At 72.0% G+C, this 16,348-nt stretch carries 18 protein-coding genes and 1 pseudogene; 10 read left to right on the forward strand and 9 right to left on the reverse strand.

Annotated elements, in window-relative coordinates; all coding sequences use genetic code 11:
• Positions 1 to 878: maltotransferase domain-containing protein (locus AC067M_RS44060; RefSeq protein WP_478702636.1), on the reverse strand; the 878-nt coding region annotated here is incomplete at its 3' end.
• Between the two features lie 158 nt (positions 879 to 1,036).
• Positions 1,037 to 1,309, reverse strand: coding sequence for a DUF5133 domain-containing protein (locus tag AC067M_RS44065; RefSeq protein WP_478702637.1), 273 nt, complete (start codon positions 1,307 to 1,309; stop codon positions 1,037 to 1,039).
• 315 nt (positions 1,310 to 1,624) lie between these two features.
• On the opposite strand from AC067M_RS44065, the gene AC067M_RS44070 reads away from it, so the two are divergent.
• Entirely contained in the window at positions 1,625 to 2,128 is a 504-nt protein-coding gene (locus tag AC067M_RS44070) for a pep a2 (protein ID WP_478702638.1), read from the forward strand.
• A complete protein-coding gene (gene glgX, locus AC067M_RS44075) occupies positions 2,125 to 4,272 on the forward strand; it encodes a glycogen debranching protein GlgX (RefSeq protein WP_478702639.1) in 2,148 nt (715 codons plus the stop codon). Before AC067M_RS44070 ends, glgX begins: the two co-directional genes overlap by 4 nt.
• Before the next feature lie 116 nt (positions 4,273 to 4,388).
• Here the strand turns inward: glgX and AC067M_RS44080 are convergent, their stop codons facing one another.
• Positions 4,389 to 5,192 (reverse strand): VOC family protein, encoded by an 804-nt coding sequence (locus AC067M_RS44080; protein WP_478702640.1) that lies wholly within the window; start codon positions 5,190 to 5,192, stop codon positions 4,389 to 4,391.
• A gap of 107 nt (positions 5,193 to 5,299) precedes the next feature.
• Here AC067M_RS44080 and AC067M_RS44085 point away from each other — a divergent pair, with 107 nt between their 5' ends.
• Positions 5,300 to 5,635, forward strand: coding sequence for an ANTAR domain-containing protein (locus tag AC067M_RS44085; protein WP_478702641.1), 336 nt, complete (start codon positions 5,300 to 5,302; stop codon positions 5,633 to 5,635).
• A gap of 82 nt (positions 5,636 to 5,717) precedes the next feature.
• On the opposite strand, the gene AC067M_RS44090 is transcribed toward AC067M_RS44085, so the two are convergent.
• Positions 5,718 to 6,518, reverse strand: a complete 801-nt coding sequence (locus tag AC067M_RS44090) for an RNA polymerase sigma factor SigF (RefSeq protein WP_478702642.1) — start codon at positions 6,516 to 6,518, stop codon at positions 5,718 to 5,720.
• 257 nt (positions 6,519 to 6,775) lie between these two features.
• On the opposite strand from AC067M_RS44090, the gene AC067M_RS44095 reads away from it, so the two are divergent.
• From AC067M_RS44095 to AC067M_RS44110, 4 genes are all read left to right on the forward strand, one after another.
• Complete coding sequence (locus tag AC067M_RS44095; RefSeq protein ID WP_478702643.1) at positions 6,776 to 7,231, forward strand: MarR family winged helix-turn-helix transcriptional regulator; 456 nt, start codon at positions 6,776 to 6,778, stop codon at positions 7,229 to 7,231.
• Positions 7,228 to 8,088, forward strand: coding sequence for an ABC transporter ATP-binding protein (locus tag AC067M_RS44100; RefSeq protein WP_478702644.1), 861 nt, complete (start codon positions 7,228 to 7,230; stop codon positions 8,086 to 8,088). Before AC067M_RS44095 ends, AC067M_RS44100 begins: the two co-directional genes overlap by 4 nt.
• Positions 8,048 to 8,908: an ABC transporter permease gene (locus AC067M_RS44105; protein ID WP_478702645.1), complete on the forward strand. Its 861-nt coding sequence runs from the start codon at positions 8,048 to 8,050 to the stop codon at positions 8,906 to 8,908. Before AC067M_RS44100 ends, AC067M_RS44105 begins: the two co-directional genes overlap by 41 nt.
• A 191-nt stretch (positions 8,909 to 9,099) precedes the next feature.
• Positions 9,100 to 9,621 (forward strand): hypothetical protein, encoded by a 522-nt coding sequence (locus AC067M_RS44110; RefSeq protein ID WP_478702646.1) that lies wholly within the window; start codon positions 9,100 to 9,102, stop codon positions 9,619 to 9,621.
• 48 nt (positions 9,622 to 9,669) lie between these two features.
• Here AC067M_RS44110 and hemC read toward each other — a convergent pair whose 3' ends face one another.
• The 5 genes and pseudogenes from hemC to AC067M_RS44135 form a co-directional block, all read right to left on the reverse strand.
• Positions 9,670 to 10,605: a hydroxymethylbilane synthase gene (gene hemC / locus AC067M_RS44115; protein ID WP_478702647.1), complete on the reverse strand. Its 936-nt coding sequence runs from the start codon at positions 10,603 to 10,605 to the stop codon at positions 9,670 to 9,672.
• Between the two features lie 105 nt (positions 10,606 to 10,710).
• The gene (locus AC067M_RS44120; protein ID WP_478702648.1) at positions 10,711 to 11,727 is read right to left on the reverse strand and encodes a questin oxidase family protein; all 1,017 of its coding nucleotides are present in this window, start codon (positions 11,725 to 11,727) and stop codon (positions 10,711 to 10,713) included.
• A 101-nt stretch (positions 11,728 to 11,828) separates the two neighbouring features.
• Positions 11,829 to 12,605, reverse strand: coding sequence for an NPP1 family protein (locus AC067M_RS44125; RefSeq protein WP_478702649.1), 777 nt, complete (start codon positions 12,603 to 12,605; stop codon positions 11,829 to 11,831).
• Positions 12,606 to 12,747: 142 nt separating this feature from the next.
• Positions 12,748 to 13,704 carry an ATP-dependent DNA ligase gene (locus AC067M_RS44130; protein WP_478702675.1) on the reverse strand — a complete coding sequence of 319 codons (957 nt, stop codon included), beginning with the start codon at positions 13,702 to 13,704 and terminating at the stop codon, positions 12,748 to 12,750.
• A gap of 179 nt (positions 13,705 to 13,883) precedes the next feature.
• A pseudogene (locus AC067M_RS44135) lies at positions 13,884 to 14,051 on the reverse strand (sensor histidine kinase); the annotation flags it as partial.
• Positions 14,052 to 14,546: 495 nt separating this feature from the next.
• Between AC067M_RS44135 and AC067M_RS44140 the strand changes: the two are divergent.
• The 3 genes from AC067M_RS44140 (at position 14,547) to AC067M_RS44150 (ending at position 16,290) form a co-directional block, all read left to right on the forward strand.
• Positions 14,547 to 15,197 carry a TetR/AcrR family transcriptional regulator gene (locus AC067M_RS44140; RefSeq protein ID WP_478702650.1) on the forward strand — a complete coding sequence of 217 codons (651 nt, stop codon included), beginning with the start codon at positions 14,547 to 14,549 and terminating at the stop codon, positions 15,195 to 15,197.
• Positions 15,198 to 15,445: 248 nt separating this feature from the next.
• The gene (locus tag AC067M_RS44145; RefSeq protein WP_478702651.1) at positions 15,446 to 15,826 is read left to right on the forward strand and encodes a DoxX family protein; all 381 of its coding nucleotides are present in this window, start codon (positions 15,446 to 15,448) and stop codon (positions 15,824 to 15,826) included.
• The gene (locus tag AC067M_RS44150) at positions 15,823 to 16,290 is read left to right on the forward strand and encodes a peroxiredoxin (RefSeq protein WP_478702652.1); all 468 of its coding nucleotides are present in this window, start codon (positions 15,823 to 15,825) and stop codon (positions 16,288 to 16,290) included. The genes AC067M_RS44145 and AC067M_RS44150 overlap by 4 nt, the downstream gene beginning before the upstream one ends.
• Positions 16,291 to 16,348 lie beyond the last annotated feature (58 nt).

Here is a 16,348-nt window from a genome sequence, read left to right on the forward strand (position 1 = left end):
GTGAAGTCGTCGAGGGTGCCGAGGTCGGGGTGGACGGCGTCGTGGCCGCCTTCGCCGGCGCCGATGGCCCAGGGCACGCCGACGTCGTCGGGGCCCGCGGAGAGGGTGTTGTTGGGGCCTTTGCGGAAGGTGTGGCCGATGGGGTGGATCGGGGGGAGGTAGACGACGTCGAAGCCCATGGCGGCGATGGCCGGAAGGCGTCGTGCGGCGGTGCGGAAGGTGCCGTGGGGGCGCTCGGGGGTGCCCTCGGAGCGGGGGAAGAACTCGTACCAGGCGCCGTACAGGGCCCGCTCCCGCTCCACCTGCAACGGCAGCGTCTCCGAGGCGGTCACCAACTCCCGCAACGGATAGCGCGCGAGAACTCTGTCCACCTTCGGCGTCAGCGCCGCCGCCAAACGGGTGGCGACGGGCAGGGAGTCGTCGCGCAGTACCGCCACAGCGGCCAGTACGGCGTCCCGGTCCTCGCCCTTCGGTACCCCGGCCGCGGCACGCTCGTACAGCTCACCGCCCTCCTCCAGGACGAGGCCGGTGTCGATGCCCGCCGGGATCTTGATGCGGGCGTGGTGCCGCCAGGTGCCGATCGGGTCGCTCCAGGCCTCCACGGTGTAGGTCCAGCGGCCGACGGTGTCCGGGGTGACGTCGGCGCCCCAGCGGTCGGTGCCGGGGGCGAGTTCACGCAGCGGGGTCCAGGGGCCGGGGCGTCCGTCCGGGTCCCGGAGGACCACGTTGGCGCCGACGGCGTCATGGCCCTCGCGGAAGACGGTGGCGGTGACCTGGAATGTCTCCCCCGCGACCGCCTTCGCAGGGCGCCGTCCGTATTCCACCGCCGGGCGCACGTCGCGTACCGGGATTCGGCCGATGGCCGGGTTCGAACTCATGGGTGTCACCTCCGCCGTACCTGAAAGCTCCGCCGTGCCTGAAAAGCTCCGCCGTACCTGAAAGCTCCGCCGTGCCTAAAGCTCTGCCGTGCCTAAAGCTCTGCCGTACTAAAGCCGGGCCTGTCGGCCCGGCTGGGGATCCTGCTCCGGAAGGGGGACTACCGCCCCGCCGGGGAACGTCGCTCCGACGGCGGGCCCCGCCTGTCGACGGCGGCGGCACGAGGCCGCTCGCTCTGCTCCCGGAGGTAGCGTTCGGCGGCGTCGGCGGCCTCCCGCGCACAGCGCTTTCCCATCAGGACGCAGAGGGTGTAGCCCGAGTCCTCGAAGGTGGCCCGCACCGTGAGGTCCGCGGGGGACGCGAGCATCACACGTTCCCACGCCCGGTACCGCCGCAGCTGCCGTGCGACTTCGGCCTTAGCGGGTAGCAGCATGGCGCCCTTCACCTTCCCGGGCTCTCGATGGGCACATGCCCGACGGTCGGGCCGGTGGCCGTGCATGCCTGAGGCACGGTCCGCTTCGGCGATCGAGGCTTTCACCCATGGTGCACGGACTACCACGCAACGTCCTGTTGGATCTTCAACTACCTCGGGTGGTGCTCCGCGTGATGCTCGTGTTGCACGAATGGACCAACAGCCTCACTGTGAGAGGTGACTCAGAAGCGATCAGAGCCCACGCTCCGTGTTCGGGGCTCGGCCCCGCGGGGGTCGAGAGGGAGCCCAGGCCTCGCCGGTGAGGAGCAAACGACGATGAAGACCGCAGTGCCCTGCTACTACCACCTCGACGTGGAAGTCAGCCCCGAACGGGTCGGACAGGTCGGCCGCATCCTGGCCGCCCACCTCCGTCTCTGGGACCTCGAGAACCTCGTCGAGCCCGTCTGCCGCGGCGCCGGACTGCTGCTGACCGCCATCGACGAGCACGCGACGGACAAGAACGCCTCGATCGAGCTGTGGTGGACCGGCCAGCACCTCATCACCGCCGTGGGGGAGGACAACCGTGACCTGCGCCCCGATCAGGACCTGCGCGGCTGCCTGGAGCACATCGCCGCGATGAGCGACGGCTGGGGCTGCTGCGCCACGGACACCGGCAGCAAGGTCATCTGGTTCTCGCAGCGTGCCCGCTCCGGCGAACGTGTCCCGCTGGTGCCGACGACACCCTCGCCGAACCTGCGCGAGGGCCTCGACGTGCCCCGCGAGGTACCCGTCGCCGCGCTGGCCGCGTCGGCGGACCGCGTCCTGGAGGGCGCCCGGTGACCCCGAGGCCGAACCGCCGAGCAGGGGTGCCCGCCTGGAGCGGGCACCCCTACCCCTTGGGCGCCGACCACGACGGCGAGGGCACCAACTTCGCGCTGTTCAGCGAGGTCGCCGAACGCGTCCAGCTGGTCCTCGTCGACGACGACGGCACCGAGCACCGCGTCCCGCTGACCGAGGCCGACGGCTTCGTCTGGCACGGCTATCTGCCGGGCGTCGGCCCGGGGCAGCGCTACGGCTACCGGGTGCACGGCCCGTGGGACCCGTCCGCCGGGCACCGCTGCAACCCGGCCAAGCTGCTCCTGGACCCGTACGCCCGGGCGGTGGACGGGCAGATCGACAACCACCGCTCGCTCTACGAGCGTTCGCCCGGCGGCCCGGACCCCGCCGACAGCGCCGGGCACACCCTGCTCGGCGTGGTGACCGACGCCGCCTTCGACTGGGGCGAGGACCGGCCGCCCCGGCGGTCCTACGCCGACACGGTGATCTACGAGGCCCACGTCCGGGGCCTCACCCTCACCCACCCCGACGTGCCGCCCGAACTCCGCGGCACCTACGCGGGCCTCGCCCACCCGGCCGTCGTCGAGCACCTCGTCTCCCTCGGGGTGACCGCCGTCGAGCTGATGCCGGTCCACCAGTTCGTGCAGGACGGCGTGCTGAAGGACCGGGGACTGTCCAACTACTGGGGCTACAACACCGTCGGCTTCTTCGCCCCGCACAACGCCTACGCCGCCCACGGCACCCGTGGTGAGCAGGTCACCGAGTTCAAGACGATGGTGAAGGCGCTGCACGCGGCCGGGCTCGAGGTGATCCTCGACGTGGTGTACAACCACACCGCCGAGGGCAACGAGAAGGGCCCCACGCTCTCCTTCCGCGGCATCGACAACGCCTCGTACTACCGCCTCGTCGACGGCGACTGGGCGCACTACTACGACACCACGGGCACCGGCAACAGCCTGCTGATGCGCCACCCCTACGTGCTGCAGCTGATCATGGACTCGCTGCGGTACTGGGTCACCGAGATGCACGTCGACGGGTTCCGCTTCGACCTCGCGGCCACCTTGGCCAGACAGTTCCACGAGGTGGACCGGCTGTCGGCCTTCTTCGATCTGATCCAGCAGGACCCGGTGATCAGCCGCGTCAAGCTCATCGCCGAGCCGTGGGACGTCGGTGAGGGCGGCTACCAGGTCGGCAACTTCCCGCCGCTGTGGTCGGAGTGGAACGGCAAGTACCGTGACGCCGTACGGGACTTCTGGCGGGCGGAGCAGCACACGCTGGGCGAGTTCGCCTCCCGGCTGACCGGCTCCTCCGACCTGTACGCCCACAGCAGGCGCCGCCCCCGTGCCAGCGTCAACTTCGTCACCGCGCACGACGGGTTCACCCTGCGCGACCTGGTCTCCTACAACGACAAGCACAACGAGGACAACGGCGAGGACAACCAGGACGGCGAGAGCGTCAACCGGTCCTGGAACTGCGGGGCCGAGGGGGAGACCGACGACGCGGAGGTGCTGGAGCTGCGCGCCCGGCAGCAGCGCAACTTCCTGGCCACGCTGCTGCTGTCGCAGGGCATCCCGATGCTGAGCCACGGCGACGAACTGGGCCGCACCCAGGGCGGCAACAACAACGCCTACTGCCAGGACAACGAGGTGTCCTGGATCGACTGGCGGCTCACGGGGGAGCAGCGCGACCTGGCCGACTTCACACGCTCCGTCATCGCCCTGCGCGCCGCCCACCCCGTCCTGCGCCGGCGTCGCTTCTTCCTCGGCGAGACGGTCACGCACGCCGGACAGCCGCTGCCCGACCTGGTGTGGCTGCGGCCGGACGCGCGCGAGATGACCGACCGGGACTGGCAGCGCTCCGACGCCCACTGCGTCGGCGTGTTCCTCAACGGCGACGCGATCGCCGAGCCCGACCACTACGGGCGGCCCGTCGTCGACGACTCGTTCCTGCTGCTGCTCAACAGCTCCTGGGAGCCGGTCGACTTCCGCCTGCCGGACGCCACCTATGGCGAACGCTGGACGACCCTGATCGACACCGTCGAGCCCCGGGGCACCCCCGACGAGACGGAACACAAGGCGTCCACCGCCCTCACCGTCGAGCCCCGCAGCCTCCTTCTGCTGTCCAGACCGTCCCTGCGCGGGGAGTGAGTGTGAGGGGGTGAGTGTGAGGGGGCGAGCCCCCGTACCAGCGCGAGGCGCCCCGGGCCGCGGCCCGGGGCGCCTGTCACCTGCTGTGGGAGAGCCGGCTCTGAGCCGGTCCGGCATCAGTGCACGCGGCGGGACGTCACCGTGAACTGGGCGCCGTCCTGGTCGCGCAGGACGGCCTCGTCGGCGGCCATGCGCAGGACGCTGCCGCCGTGCCGCTCGGCGGCGCGGGCGCAGGTGGCCACGTCCGACACGGCGAAGTGGACCTGCCAGTGCGGCCGAATGGTGGGGTCGGGTGCCGACCCCAGGGCGCCGGACTGGATGCGGGCGACGATGTCCCCCTGGCTGCGCAGGACGACCTCCTCACCCTCGTAGTGGACCTGGCAGCAGCCCGGCCGGTCCGACGCCCAGTCGAGGATCTCGCCGTAGAAGATCGCCGCGTCGAAGGCGTCCCGGGTGTGGAGGCGGATGAAGGTGGGGGCAGCGCGGCGCCAGCTCTCCCAGGCGCCCATCAGCTCGCCCTCCCAGATCCCGAAGGTCGCGCCGTCCCGGTCGGCCAGCAGCGCGGCCCGCCCCGGCGGCAGGGACAACGGCCCCACGGCCGCCGTACCACCACGCTCCCGCGCCCGGCTCACGGCCTCGTCGGCGTCCGGGACGGCGAAGTACGGCGTCCAGGCCACCGCCATCTGCCACATGGCGGCGACCGCCGCGATCCCGGCCACGGGTACGTCGTCCACCAGCGCGATCCGGAACCGGTCCCCCAGCCGGTTCCTGCGCCACTTCCAGCCGAGCACGGCCGAGTAGAAGTCCTGTGTGGCGTCCAGGTCGCGGCTGGTGAGGCTCACCCAGCAGGGCGCGCCGAAGACGGAGTGCGTGGAGATGACCTCGGCCGTGCCGGGGAAGGATTTCGTGTCGTGGTTCATGGCACTCGCGTCCTGCTCTCGTCGTTCGGCAGCCCCCGGTCTTCCTCCAGTGTCCAGCCAGAACCGCTCGGGGCGCCTGCTGAGTGGCCCGGTGGCACGATGGAGGGGTGACACGGGTACCCCCGGAGCCCGACGACGAAACGGGCCTGATCTTCCACCTCCAGGCCGAGGTGGACCAGCTCAAGGAGGCCATGGTCTCGCACGCCGTCGTGGACCAGGCGATCGGAATGATCGTGGCGCTGGGGCGGGTGACACCCGACGACGGCTGGGCGGTACTCAGGGACGTGTCCCAGCACACGAACATCAAACTCCGCAATGTCGCGGAACTGATCCTCATGTGGGGAAGCAATGGCGAGCTGCCCCCAAAGATCCGGGCCGAACTCGAGGACGCCCTCGATCGTCACGGTCCCACCCAGATTCCGGGCGCACCTCCGGTGGCCTAGGGTCTCTCGTTTGGATCATGCCGGGTTCGCGGGCCCCGGTCCCTGATCCGGCCTGATCCAAACGAGAGACCCCAGGCGCCGCTCAGCGCGTGGAGCCCGTCTCGGCGAGCACCTCCTTGCGCAGGCGGGCGAAGCAGCCGCTGAGCAGCCGTGAGACGTGCATCTGGGAGATGCCGAGCTGCTGGGCGATGCGACTTTGTGTCATGCCCTGGAAGAAGCGCAGGTAGAGGATGGTCCGTTCGCGTTCGGGGAGGGCCTCCAGGCAGGGCTTGAGGGCCTCACGGTCGACGACCGCGTCGAAACCCGGGTCCGGGCCGCCGATCGCGTCCTGCAGGGCGTAGCCGTCGGTGCCGGGCATCTCGGCCTCCAGCGACAGCGCGGTGAAGCACTCCAGCGCCTCCATCCCGATGCGCACCTCGGTCTCGGTCAGCTGCGCGTGCTCCGCGATCTCGGCGACCGTCGGGGCGCGCCCCGGGATCGTCTGTCCCAGCTCCTTGGTCGCGTGCCGGACGCGGTTACGCAGGTCCTGGACCCGGCGCGGCACGTGCAGCGTCCACATGTGGTCTCGGAAGTGCCGCTTGATCTCGCCGGTGATCGTCGGCACCGCGTACGCCTCGAAGGCGCGACCGCGGTCCGGGTCGTAGTGGTCGACGGCCTTGACCAGGCCGAGAGCCGCCACCTGGTAGAGGTCCTCCAGGCTCTCGCCGCGACCCCGGAAGCGGACGGCGATCCGCTCGGCCATCGGAAGCCAGACTTCGACGAGCTCGTCCCGCAGCGCCGTGCGCTCCGGGCCCTCGGGCAGCCCCGCGAGGCGGACGAAGGCGGCGGCCGTGTCCGGGGCGTCGTCGTGGGGGTGTTGGCGTGTGCTGCCGGCGGTACGCATCGTGCGCCCTCCCTGAAGCGGGTGCCTGTGGACGGACAACCGTGGGAAAGGGAGCGCCGGGCCGGGCGAAGTACGCCGCCGGAGACCGGGCGGGCCGATTCCCACGGGCGTGCCTCCTGTCCGAAGCACTTGAAGAGCCCTTGCCCAGATGGGGCGATTTCAAAACAAAACGGAAAAATCTATCCAGTCGGCAGTCGGCTGCCATGTTTGACTCCCGCTTGGTTCATTACCTCTGTTACAGAGGTAACTTCGAAGGCGTGGAACAGGAGACCTTCGCGGAAGAGCTGGCCGAAGCCCTGGTCGGCGTCCAGCGGCTGATCCGGCGCCGGCTGCGCGCCGGGCTCACCGTGCCGCGCCTGCGCGGCGCCGAGGTGGAGCTGCTGCGCCTCGTCGCGACCCGGCCCGGCATCGGTGTCTCGGAGGCCGCGAGGGAGCTCCATCTGGCGGGAAACTCCGTGTCGACGCTGGTCAACCAGCTGGTCAAGGAGGGGTACCTGGTCCGCGAGACGGACCCGGCCGACCGGCGCGCCGCCCGCCTGCTGCTCACCGAGGCCGCCGAGGCCCGGCTGAGCGCCTGGCAGCAGCGCCGCGCCGCCCTCGTCGGCCGCCATCTGGCCCGTCTCGGCGAGACGGACCGCGATGCGCTGCGCGCGGCGCTCCCGGCGCTGCGCGAGCTCGCCGTCACCCTGCACGAGGAGGCCGAGGAGTCATGACGAGCGACACCGCCACCGAGGCGGTCACCTGCACCCGGCTCGCCTACGCCTTCGGCGGCACGAAGGCGGTCGACGGGCTCGACCTGACCGTCCGGGAGGGCGAGGTCTTCGGGCTGCTCGGCCCCAACGGCGCCGGGAAGACCACGGCGATCCGCTGCATCACCACGCTCCTGCCGGTCCCGTCCGGCATGGTCGGCGTCATCGGCCACGACGCGGCCCGCGAACGGATGGCGGTACGGCGCCTGCTGGGCTACGTCCCGCAGCAGCTGTCCGCCGACGCGGGCCTCACCGGCCGGGAGAACGTCGACCTGTTCGCCCGCGTCTTCGACGTGCCCCGCCGCGAACGCGCCGCACGCGTCGGCCAGGCCCTGACCGCGGTCGACCTCGCCGACGCCGCCGACCGGCTCGCCGGCACCTACTCCGGCGGCATGGTCCGACGCCTCGAACTGGCCCAGGCGCTGGTCAGCGCGCCCCGCCTGCTGATCCTCGACGAACCCACGATCGGCCTCGACCCGATCGCCCGGACGAGCGTCTGGGAGCACATCGAGGCCGTGCGCGCGGCCACCGGAATGACCGTCCTGGTCACCACGCACTACATGGACGAGGCCGACCAGTACTGCGACCGGGTCGGACTGATGCACCGCGGCCGCATCCGCGCCCTCGGCACCCCGGCCGAACTGCGGCGCGGCCTCGGGGAACGCCGGTGCGCCGAGGGCACGGCGGAAGCCGGTCCGCTCCCGACGCTGCCCACGCTGGAGGACGTCTTCCGGGACGTCGCCGGCAGCGGCCTCGACGACGAGTCAGGAGACTTCCGCGATGTCCGAAGCACCCGCCGCACCGCGCACCGCGTCGGCTGACCGCGCCCGCCAGGAGGGCATCGGCCTTCTCGTCCGGCCGCCCGAGCCCCGCGCGGGCTGGCGACTGGTGCCCACCCGGGTGGCGGCGATGTGCGCCGTCGAACTCCAGAAACTGCGCCACGACCGCACCGAGCTCTACACCCGTGCCGTCCAGCCCGCCCTGTGGTTGCTGATCTTCGGTCAGACCTTCAGCCGGATCAAGGCGATCCCCACCGGTGGCCTCCCGTACACCGACTACCTGGCGCCCGGCATCATCGCCCAGTCCGCGATGTTCATCGCCATCTTCTACGGCATCCAGATCATCTGGGAGCGCGACGCCGGAGTGCTCAACAAGCTCCTCGTCACCCCGACCCCGCGCTCGGCGCTGATCACCGGCAAGGCGTTCGCGGCCGGAGTGAAGTCGCTGGTCCAGGCGGTCGTCGTGATCGTGATCGCCGCCCTGCTCGGGGTGGCGCTCACCTGGAACCCGCTCAAGCTGCTCGGCGTCGCCGCGGTCGTCGTCCTCGGCTCGGCCTTCTTCTCCTGCCTGTCGATGACCATCGCGGGCATCGTGCTGAGCCGCGACCGCCTGATGGGCATCGGGCAGGCGATCACCATGCCGTTGTTCTTCGGCTCCAACGCCCTCTACCCGGTGTCGGTCATGCCGGGCTGGCTCCAGGCGATCAGCGCCGTCAACCCGCTCAGCCACCAGGTGGACGCCCTGCGCGGTCTCCTCCTCGGCACGCCCGCCCACCTTGCGGCCGACTTCGCGGTGCTCGCCGTGGCCGCCGCGCTCGGCATCGCCGCCGCTTCCGCGCTCCTGGGTCGGCTCGCCCGCTGATCTTGGCCGAGAACGTGATGTGCGGCACGCTCGGAAAAGCGGTCGCGCGACCCGGATCGGGATTGTTCCTGCGCACGGCTTGATCACCGATCAAAAAGGGTGAAGTCCCTGGCCACAGCGCATTCTGCTCATTTGACAGTGCGCTCAGCACACGGATAGGAAGCAGCCCGAAAGAAGTCGAGAGGTGGACTGTGTACGAGCCGAACGTGGTCGGGGACTGGCACGAGTACGACGAGCATGCCGGTCTGCGGGTCCGCGTCCACTGCCTGGAGCCGGCCGAGCCGCCCCGCGGACGGGACGACGCGGCCGAGGGCATGACGTACTTCCGGTTGCGCGTGACCGTCGAGAACCGCGGCGGCCGCCACTACGGGATCCACCTGGAGGACGGTCAGATCGACGTGCGGATCGGCCCCGACGGTGAGAGCGCCTTCCTCGACTGGCGCAACTCGCAGTTCATCGAGGGCTTCGACGTCTACCCGCTGCGCCGGGCCACCGCCGTGCTGTACGCGGCCGGCCCCGAGGCGTCGCTGAGCCAGGTGGACGTCCAGGTCCAGCTGCGGGTCGAGGAGGAGTGGACCGACCGCCGCCTGTGGACCGGAGGCCTCGGTCTGACCGAGGGCGCCACCGGCACCCCCACCGCCACAGGCCGCGAGAGTCTGGCCCGCCAGGTCAGCAACTTCCTCCGCGACCAGGCGGAGGAGGGCACGGCCTGACGCGGGGCCGCCACCGGCACCGCCCGGCGCGGTCCCGTCTCCTCGTCGTCAGTGGGGGATGCCGTCGATGAGCTCGCGGGCGCCCTGGCGCAGCAGGGCCACGGCGACCGAGGTGCCGAGGGTGGCCGGGTCGAGGGGGCCCGCCCACTCGTGGGCGTTGAGGCGGGTCTTGCCGTCCGGGGTGAACACACACGCCCGCAGGGACAGCTCCCCGCTGCGGTCCACCTGCGCGAACCCGGCGATCGGACTGTTGCAGTGTCCCTGCAGCACGTGCAGAAGCATGCGCTCCGCGGTCGCCTCCCGGTGGGTGGCCGGATCACCGAGCCCGCTGACCGCGTCGATGACGTCGGTGTCGTCCTCGCGGCACTGAAGGGCGAGAATGCCCGCGCCGATCGGCGGCATCATCGTCTCCGGGGACAGCACCTCGCTGATCACGTCACGCCGGTCGATGCGCTCCAGGCCGGAGACCGCGAGCAGCAGCGCGTCCGCCTCGCCGGCCGCCAGCTTCTCCAGCCGCCGGTTGGCGTTGCCCCGGAACGGCACGCACTCCAACTCCGGGTGGGTGGCGGCCAGCTGGGCCCTGCGCCGCACCGACGAGGTGCCGATCCGCGTCCCCGCCGGGAGTTCGTCGAGCGTGAGCCCGCCCGGATGGACGAGCGCGTCCCGGATGTCGTCGCGCTTCAGGAACGCGGCGAACACCGTGCCCGCGGGGAGCGGCCGGTCCGCCGGCACGTCCTTGACGCAGTGCACCGCCAGATCGGCCTCCCCGGCCAGCAGCGCCGCGTCGACCTCCTTGGTGAAGGCACCCTTGCCCTCGACCTTCGACAGGTCCCCCATCCACTTGTCGCCGGTGGTCCTCACCGGTACGACCTCGGTGCGGATGCCGGGATGCAGGGCGGTCAACTCGGCGCGGACACGCTCCACTTGGGCGAGAGCCATGGGGGAGTCGCGGGAGACGATGCGGATCAGTTCCGGGACGGACATGCGGGACACGATAGACCCTCGGGCCGGGGGCGCGTGCCGCACTCCGCCACGGTCAAGGGGCCACGGGGCAGATTTCGTACGTCCACGGTGGGCGCGCCGGCGGCTTCAGGACAGCGGCGCGCTGAGCTCGACCGCGCGCAGGGCGGCGGCGAGGGCCGGTTCGTCGCCGACGTCGAGGGCCGTGTCGGTGAGCTTGATGACATGTTCGTCGCCATGGGCGAGGGCCCGTTCGAGGACCTCCTCGGGGGTACGCAGGGCGGGCGGCACGTAGGGCACCGGTTCGGCGGGGGCGTACATCGCGGTGACCGCCGCGGACGCCGTCCACTCCGCGCGCAGGCTCGGCGCCCACAGCTCGCGGGGGAGTGAACCGAGCGTGCGCAGCACGGCGTTGGGGGCCGTCGCCGCGTGCACGACCATCGTCTCCTCGCCGTGGCCGTGGGTGGCGTACCGGTGCGTCGCGGCGCGGACGAGTTCGGTGAGCCGTTCCCGCGCGGTGCCGGGGTCGGTCACGTCGTCCGCCCAGACGGGCAGCGCGCGTACCACCGCCAGCCGGTCGGGGAAGGCCTCGCTCGGCGTGTGCACGGCGGGGACGGCGTCGAGGGAGGCCGCGGCGGTCGGTGCGCCGGGCAGCGCGGTGATGCCGGCGACCGTGTGGTGCCGGGCCGCCCAGTAGCCCAGACCGTGGGCGAGTTCGCTGAGACGGGGCGCGCTCTCGTCCGCTTCGAGGGCGCGTACGGCGTGGCCGACCCGGATGACGGGATGCGTGGAGCCGCCGTACAGGCCGGGCAGCAGGCGCGGCCACCACTCGGCGAGGACGGCGCGCCACGGGCGGTCGGCCACGGCCCGGGAGAAGTGGTCGATCCAGTCGGCGACCCGGCGCGGATCGCCCAGTGCCGCACGCCAGTTGTCGTCCGTGACGGGGGCGACGGGGGAGGGGAAGTCCTCCAGCGTGCGCTGGTAGAGGTCCAGCCAGCGGTGCACCGCGTCGGCGTGGCCGTGGGCGGCGAGCGCCTCGACCACCATGGGGGCGTGGTTGGTGAGCCGGCCGACGCGCTCCGGTCCCGCGCTGTGCAGTCGTTCCAGGGCCTCTTCGAGCCGTCCGCTCGTGTCGCTGATCTCCATGGGCGGGACGCTATGCCGTGACGGGGGGCCGGGATCGGGCGCGGGACGGAACCCGAGGGCGGCTCGGGTCGTACGTCCCTGGCCCGATCCCGGTCCGAGACTCAGGCGTTGGGGTCGAACGCGATGCCGGACGGCTTCGCCGAGGCCAGGTGCGCGGCGAAGTTGGCGTCCTTCAGGCCGAAGTTGGCGCTGCCGAAGTCGTAGGCGCTCAACTTGTCGCGCAGCCCGGCCGGGTAGCCGTTCCAGCCGACCAGCGGCGGGTACTGCCAGGTGCCCTTGTGGTTCTCCGGCGGCTCGTCGTTCGAGCCGGCCAGCCGGAAGCAGTGCGTGCTGATGCCGTCCTTGTGGTACACGACCTTCGGGTGGGTGCCGTCGAAGCGGACCGACGAGGCCGCACTCACGGTGAACGAACCGTGGTTGGAGGTCGACACGTACTTGACCTGGTTGTCCTGCACCCACACCACGACGTGCTCCCAGTCGTTGCGGTGCCCGCCGATGCTGCTGCCCGCGACGGCCTGGTCCTTCTCGAAGTACAGGCCGTACATGACGGCGCACCAGCCGTTGTTGCACTTGGAGCGCGAGTAGCCGTTGGTGTTGTCGAGGTCCGAGGCGTCACGGCAGTCGCCGCTGAGCGAACCGGTCGGCTTCAGGCCGCCGTTGACGGCGCCGTCGGGGCCTATCGCGGGGGTCGGGTAGCAGCCGTCCGTGTCGTAGTCGTAGGCGGGCTGGTACGTCTTCTCCAGTCCGTCGGCGTTGGCGGGCAGCGCCTTGGGCGGGGCGGCGAAGGCGGCGGTGGGGAAGGCGACGACGAGGGCGGCGGCACCGGCCAGTCCGGTGAGCCATCTCCTGCGGTGTGCCTTGCGGGTGGGTGACGACACTGCGTCCTCCTCTGATCCGGGCGCAGCCCAACGGCTGTGGGGGAAAAGGAGGTTCAGCTTCCCGGTTTTCCCCTTCCGCGCCAAGAGGTCGCAGGCGTATCCACAGTGAAGCGCGAGCCAATACTCGGATCATGACGGAGCTTCAGACGGCATCGTCCGGAATGTCGGCCGCCGCTTCCTCGGGTGTCAGGTCCGGGCGCAGCCGCAGCCACGACGGCTGACGCAGCATCCCGGCCCGGGTACGGGTGCTGTAGCGGACCTCGCCGACCAGCCGGGGCACCACCCAGCGCGCGCCCGGCACCCTCGGCACCGGGTCGAAGGGGCACACCTCGCTCGCGGCAGCCGCCAGCAGCTCGGCGAGCAGGGCGCGTTCGGCCTCGCTCCAGCCGGTGCCCACCCCGCCCACGTAGCGCAGGCGGCCCGCCGCCCGCTGTCCGACCAGCAGGGCGCCGGGCAGACCCGACAGCCGCCCCTTGCCGGGCAGCCAGCCCCCGACGATCACGTCCTCGCTGCGCATGTTGCGGATCTTGATCCAGGCACGGGAGCGCACCCCCGGTTCGTACGCCGAGTCGAGCCGCTTGCAGACCAGACCCTCCAGACCGTGCTCGAGGGTGGCCGCCAGGGCCTGGTGGCCGTGACCCACGATCGCCGCCGGCGTCGACCAGAACGGTCCCGCCAGGCCGAGCTCCTCCAGCCGCGCCCGCCGCCGTACGTAGGGCCACCGCAGCAGGGAGTCCCGCCCCAGGTGCAGCACGTCGAACAGCACGAGGTGCACCGGGACCTTCGCGGCCTGGCGGGCGGCGCGACCGGGGGCATGGGCCAGGCCCATCCGGGACTGGAGCAACTGGAAGTTCGCGCGGCCCTCCGCGTCGAGCGCCAGGATCTCACCGTCCAGCACGGCGGGTGTCGTGCCGAGGGCGCCGCCCAGTGCAGCGAGTTCCGGGTAGGCGGCGGTGATGTCCTCCCCGGAGCGGGCCCGCAGCACGACACTCCCGTCCCCGGCGAGATAGACCACCACCCGCTGACCGTCCTGCTTGGTCTCGTACGCCCAGCGCGCGTCCTGTGCGGCGGGCGGCAGAGTGCCGGGCGTGGCGAGCATGGGCGCGATCAGTGGCAGCGGTACGGGTGACGTCACGGGTGAACATGTCGACACACCCGGGCACCGCCACGCGCCCCGTACGGCGTTTTCCCCTGAACGGACTCAGGGACCCACGGGCGACGGTGGCCGCGCCGGGCCCGACTGGTGGGCGACGACGACCAGTTGCGCCCAGGCGCCCGTTACTTCGATGGTCGCCACACGCACGGCAGCTCCACCGTGACCACCGTCGGGCCGCCCCTCGGGCGGGAGACCCGGACGGTGCCGTCGAGCGCCGTGACCCGGCGCCGCATGCCGAGCAATCCGGAGCCGACGGCCTCGTCGGCACCGCCCCGGCCCTCGTCGCGCACGCGGGGCCAGCCGTTCGCGCAGGGTGCCGGTGATCGGCCGGTACGCCTCGGGAATCTCCCGGCCCGTCCACGCCGCCGCCAGCCTCCGCTTCGCCCCGGCGATCCGCCGCACCAGCAACCACGGTCTCGCGCAGCAGCCGGCAGCCCATCACCGCTGCTGTGCCGACGGCGGTGATCAGCAGGACGGTGATGAAGAGGTACGACCCGAAGGCCATCGCCGGAGAGCCCGAAGGCCATCGCCGCGGAGAGGACGAGCCGGCCCGGGGCCCGGGCCGGCTGCCACAGGGGCGGTCGCATGGTGACGTCGTTCCTGTCGACGCGGTGCTCGACACGGTGGGTGTGACGCGGTCTGTGCGGGGAGGTGGTGCGGAGCCGGACCGCCGTGCCGCCCGCGTAGGCTTCCGTACCGGAAAACCGCGGTGTCGGCGGTGGGCCCGGGCGGTTCGAGGGACTGGTCGCCCCGGGGTGGTGCGCAGTCCCGGTACGGTGGTGATCATGGCGGGCAGGGCGGTACGGGCGGAGCAGGCGGGGGCGACCCGGGAGCTGATCCTGACCGCGGCCGAGCGGCTGTTCGCCGAGCGCGGTGTGTACGCCGTCTCCAACCGCCAGGTCAGCGAGGCGGCCGGGCAGGGCAACAATGCCGCCGTCGGCTACCACTTCGGCACCAAGACGGACCTTGTCCGAGCGATCCTCCGCAAGCACGCCACACGCATCGAGGAGAGCCGCGCCCGGCTGGTGGCCGGCCTCGACGACTCCGCGGACCTGCACGACTGGGTGTCGTGCCTGGTGCGCCCGGTCACCGAGCACCTGGCGGCGCTGGGGTCGCCCACCTGGTACGCCCGCTTCTGCGCCCAGGTGATGACCGACCCCGCTCTGTACCCGATCATGGTCGAGGAGTCCCTCACGTCGCCGTCGATGCGGCTGGTGGTCGACGGCCTCGACCGCTGTCTCAGCGACCTGCCCGCCGAGGTCCGCGCCGAACGCGGCGACATGGCACGCCATCTGATCCTGCACACCGCCGCCGAACGCGAGCGCGCCCTCGCCGAGGGCACGCCCACGCCCCGCGCCACCTGGCACGACGCCGCCACCGGCTTGATCGACGCCATCGCCGGCCTGTGGCTGGCGCCCTCTTCGCGCACCCGGTAGCCGAGGCGCGCCGCAGGCGAGGCGCGGCGGTCCGGGCCGATGTGCCGGGCGCCGCCGTCCGAGCCGCGCTGTGGCCGCCGCTGTGCAGGGAGCCGCCCGTGCCGCCGTGCGTCGGACGGGGGCGGCGTGCCTGACCCCGCCGCCCCATCTCGGTTGCGTCGCACGTGACTTGGGACCGTCGGGACCCGGTGGCCGATCCCTCGCTACCGTCGCGTAATATCGCGCGGCAGGTCGTCAGAGGAGGAACCGTGCCGCGGTCAGAACGTTCATCCCTGCTGCTCGCGGGCCTGTTGGCCACCGCGGGTGTCGCTCACTTCGCCACCCCACGTTCGTTCGACGCGACCGTGCCGCGGGCGCTCCCCGGCTCGCCCCGGACCTGGACGTACGCCAGTGGCGTCGCCGAGCTGGCGCTCGCCGCGGGGGTGGCGCTGCCGCGGACGCGGCGGGTCGCGGGCCTGGCCACGGCGGCGTTCTTCGTCGCTGTGTTCCCCGCGAATGTGAAATTGGCCGTGGACCGGCGCCACCGCCCCACGCCGCAGAAGGCCGCCGCGTTCGGCCGGCTGCCCCTCCAGCTGCCGCTGGTGCTGTGGGCGCGCAGCGTCGCGAAGAGCGCGGAGGGCCGGTCATGACGGAACGTGTGGAGGTCGGCGACCGGATCGAGGACTTCTCGCTGCCGGACGAGACCGGAACCGAGCGCAGCCTGTCGGAACTGCTGGCCGAGGGCCCGGTGGTCCTCTTCTTCTACCCCGCCGCCCTCACCCCCGGCTGCACCGCCGAAGCCTGCCACTTCCGTGACCTCGCCGCCGAGTTCGCCGCCGTCGGTGCCCGGCCTGTCGGCATCAGCGGGGACTCCGTCGACCGCCAGCAGGAGTTCGCCGGACGCCACACGCTCGGCATGCCGCTGCTCTCCGACGCCGACGGGAAGATCCGGGAGCTGTTCGGCGTGAAGCGCGGCTTCTCGCTGGCACCCACCAAACGGGTCACCTTCGTCATCGCCCCGGACCGGACCGTCCTGGAGATCGTCCGCAGCGAACTGCGCATGAACACCCACGCCGACCGCGCCCTCGCAGCCCTGCGCGCCTACGGCGCCTGAGGCGTGTCGAAGTCGATCTCCGCCGCGGTTGATGCTCCGCCGCATCGGGACCATTCTG

The organism is Streptomyces sp. NPDC043427, assembly GCF_056436655.1.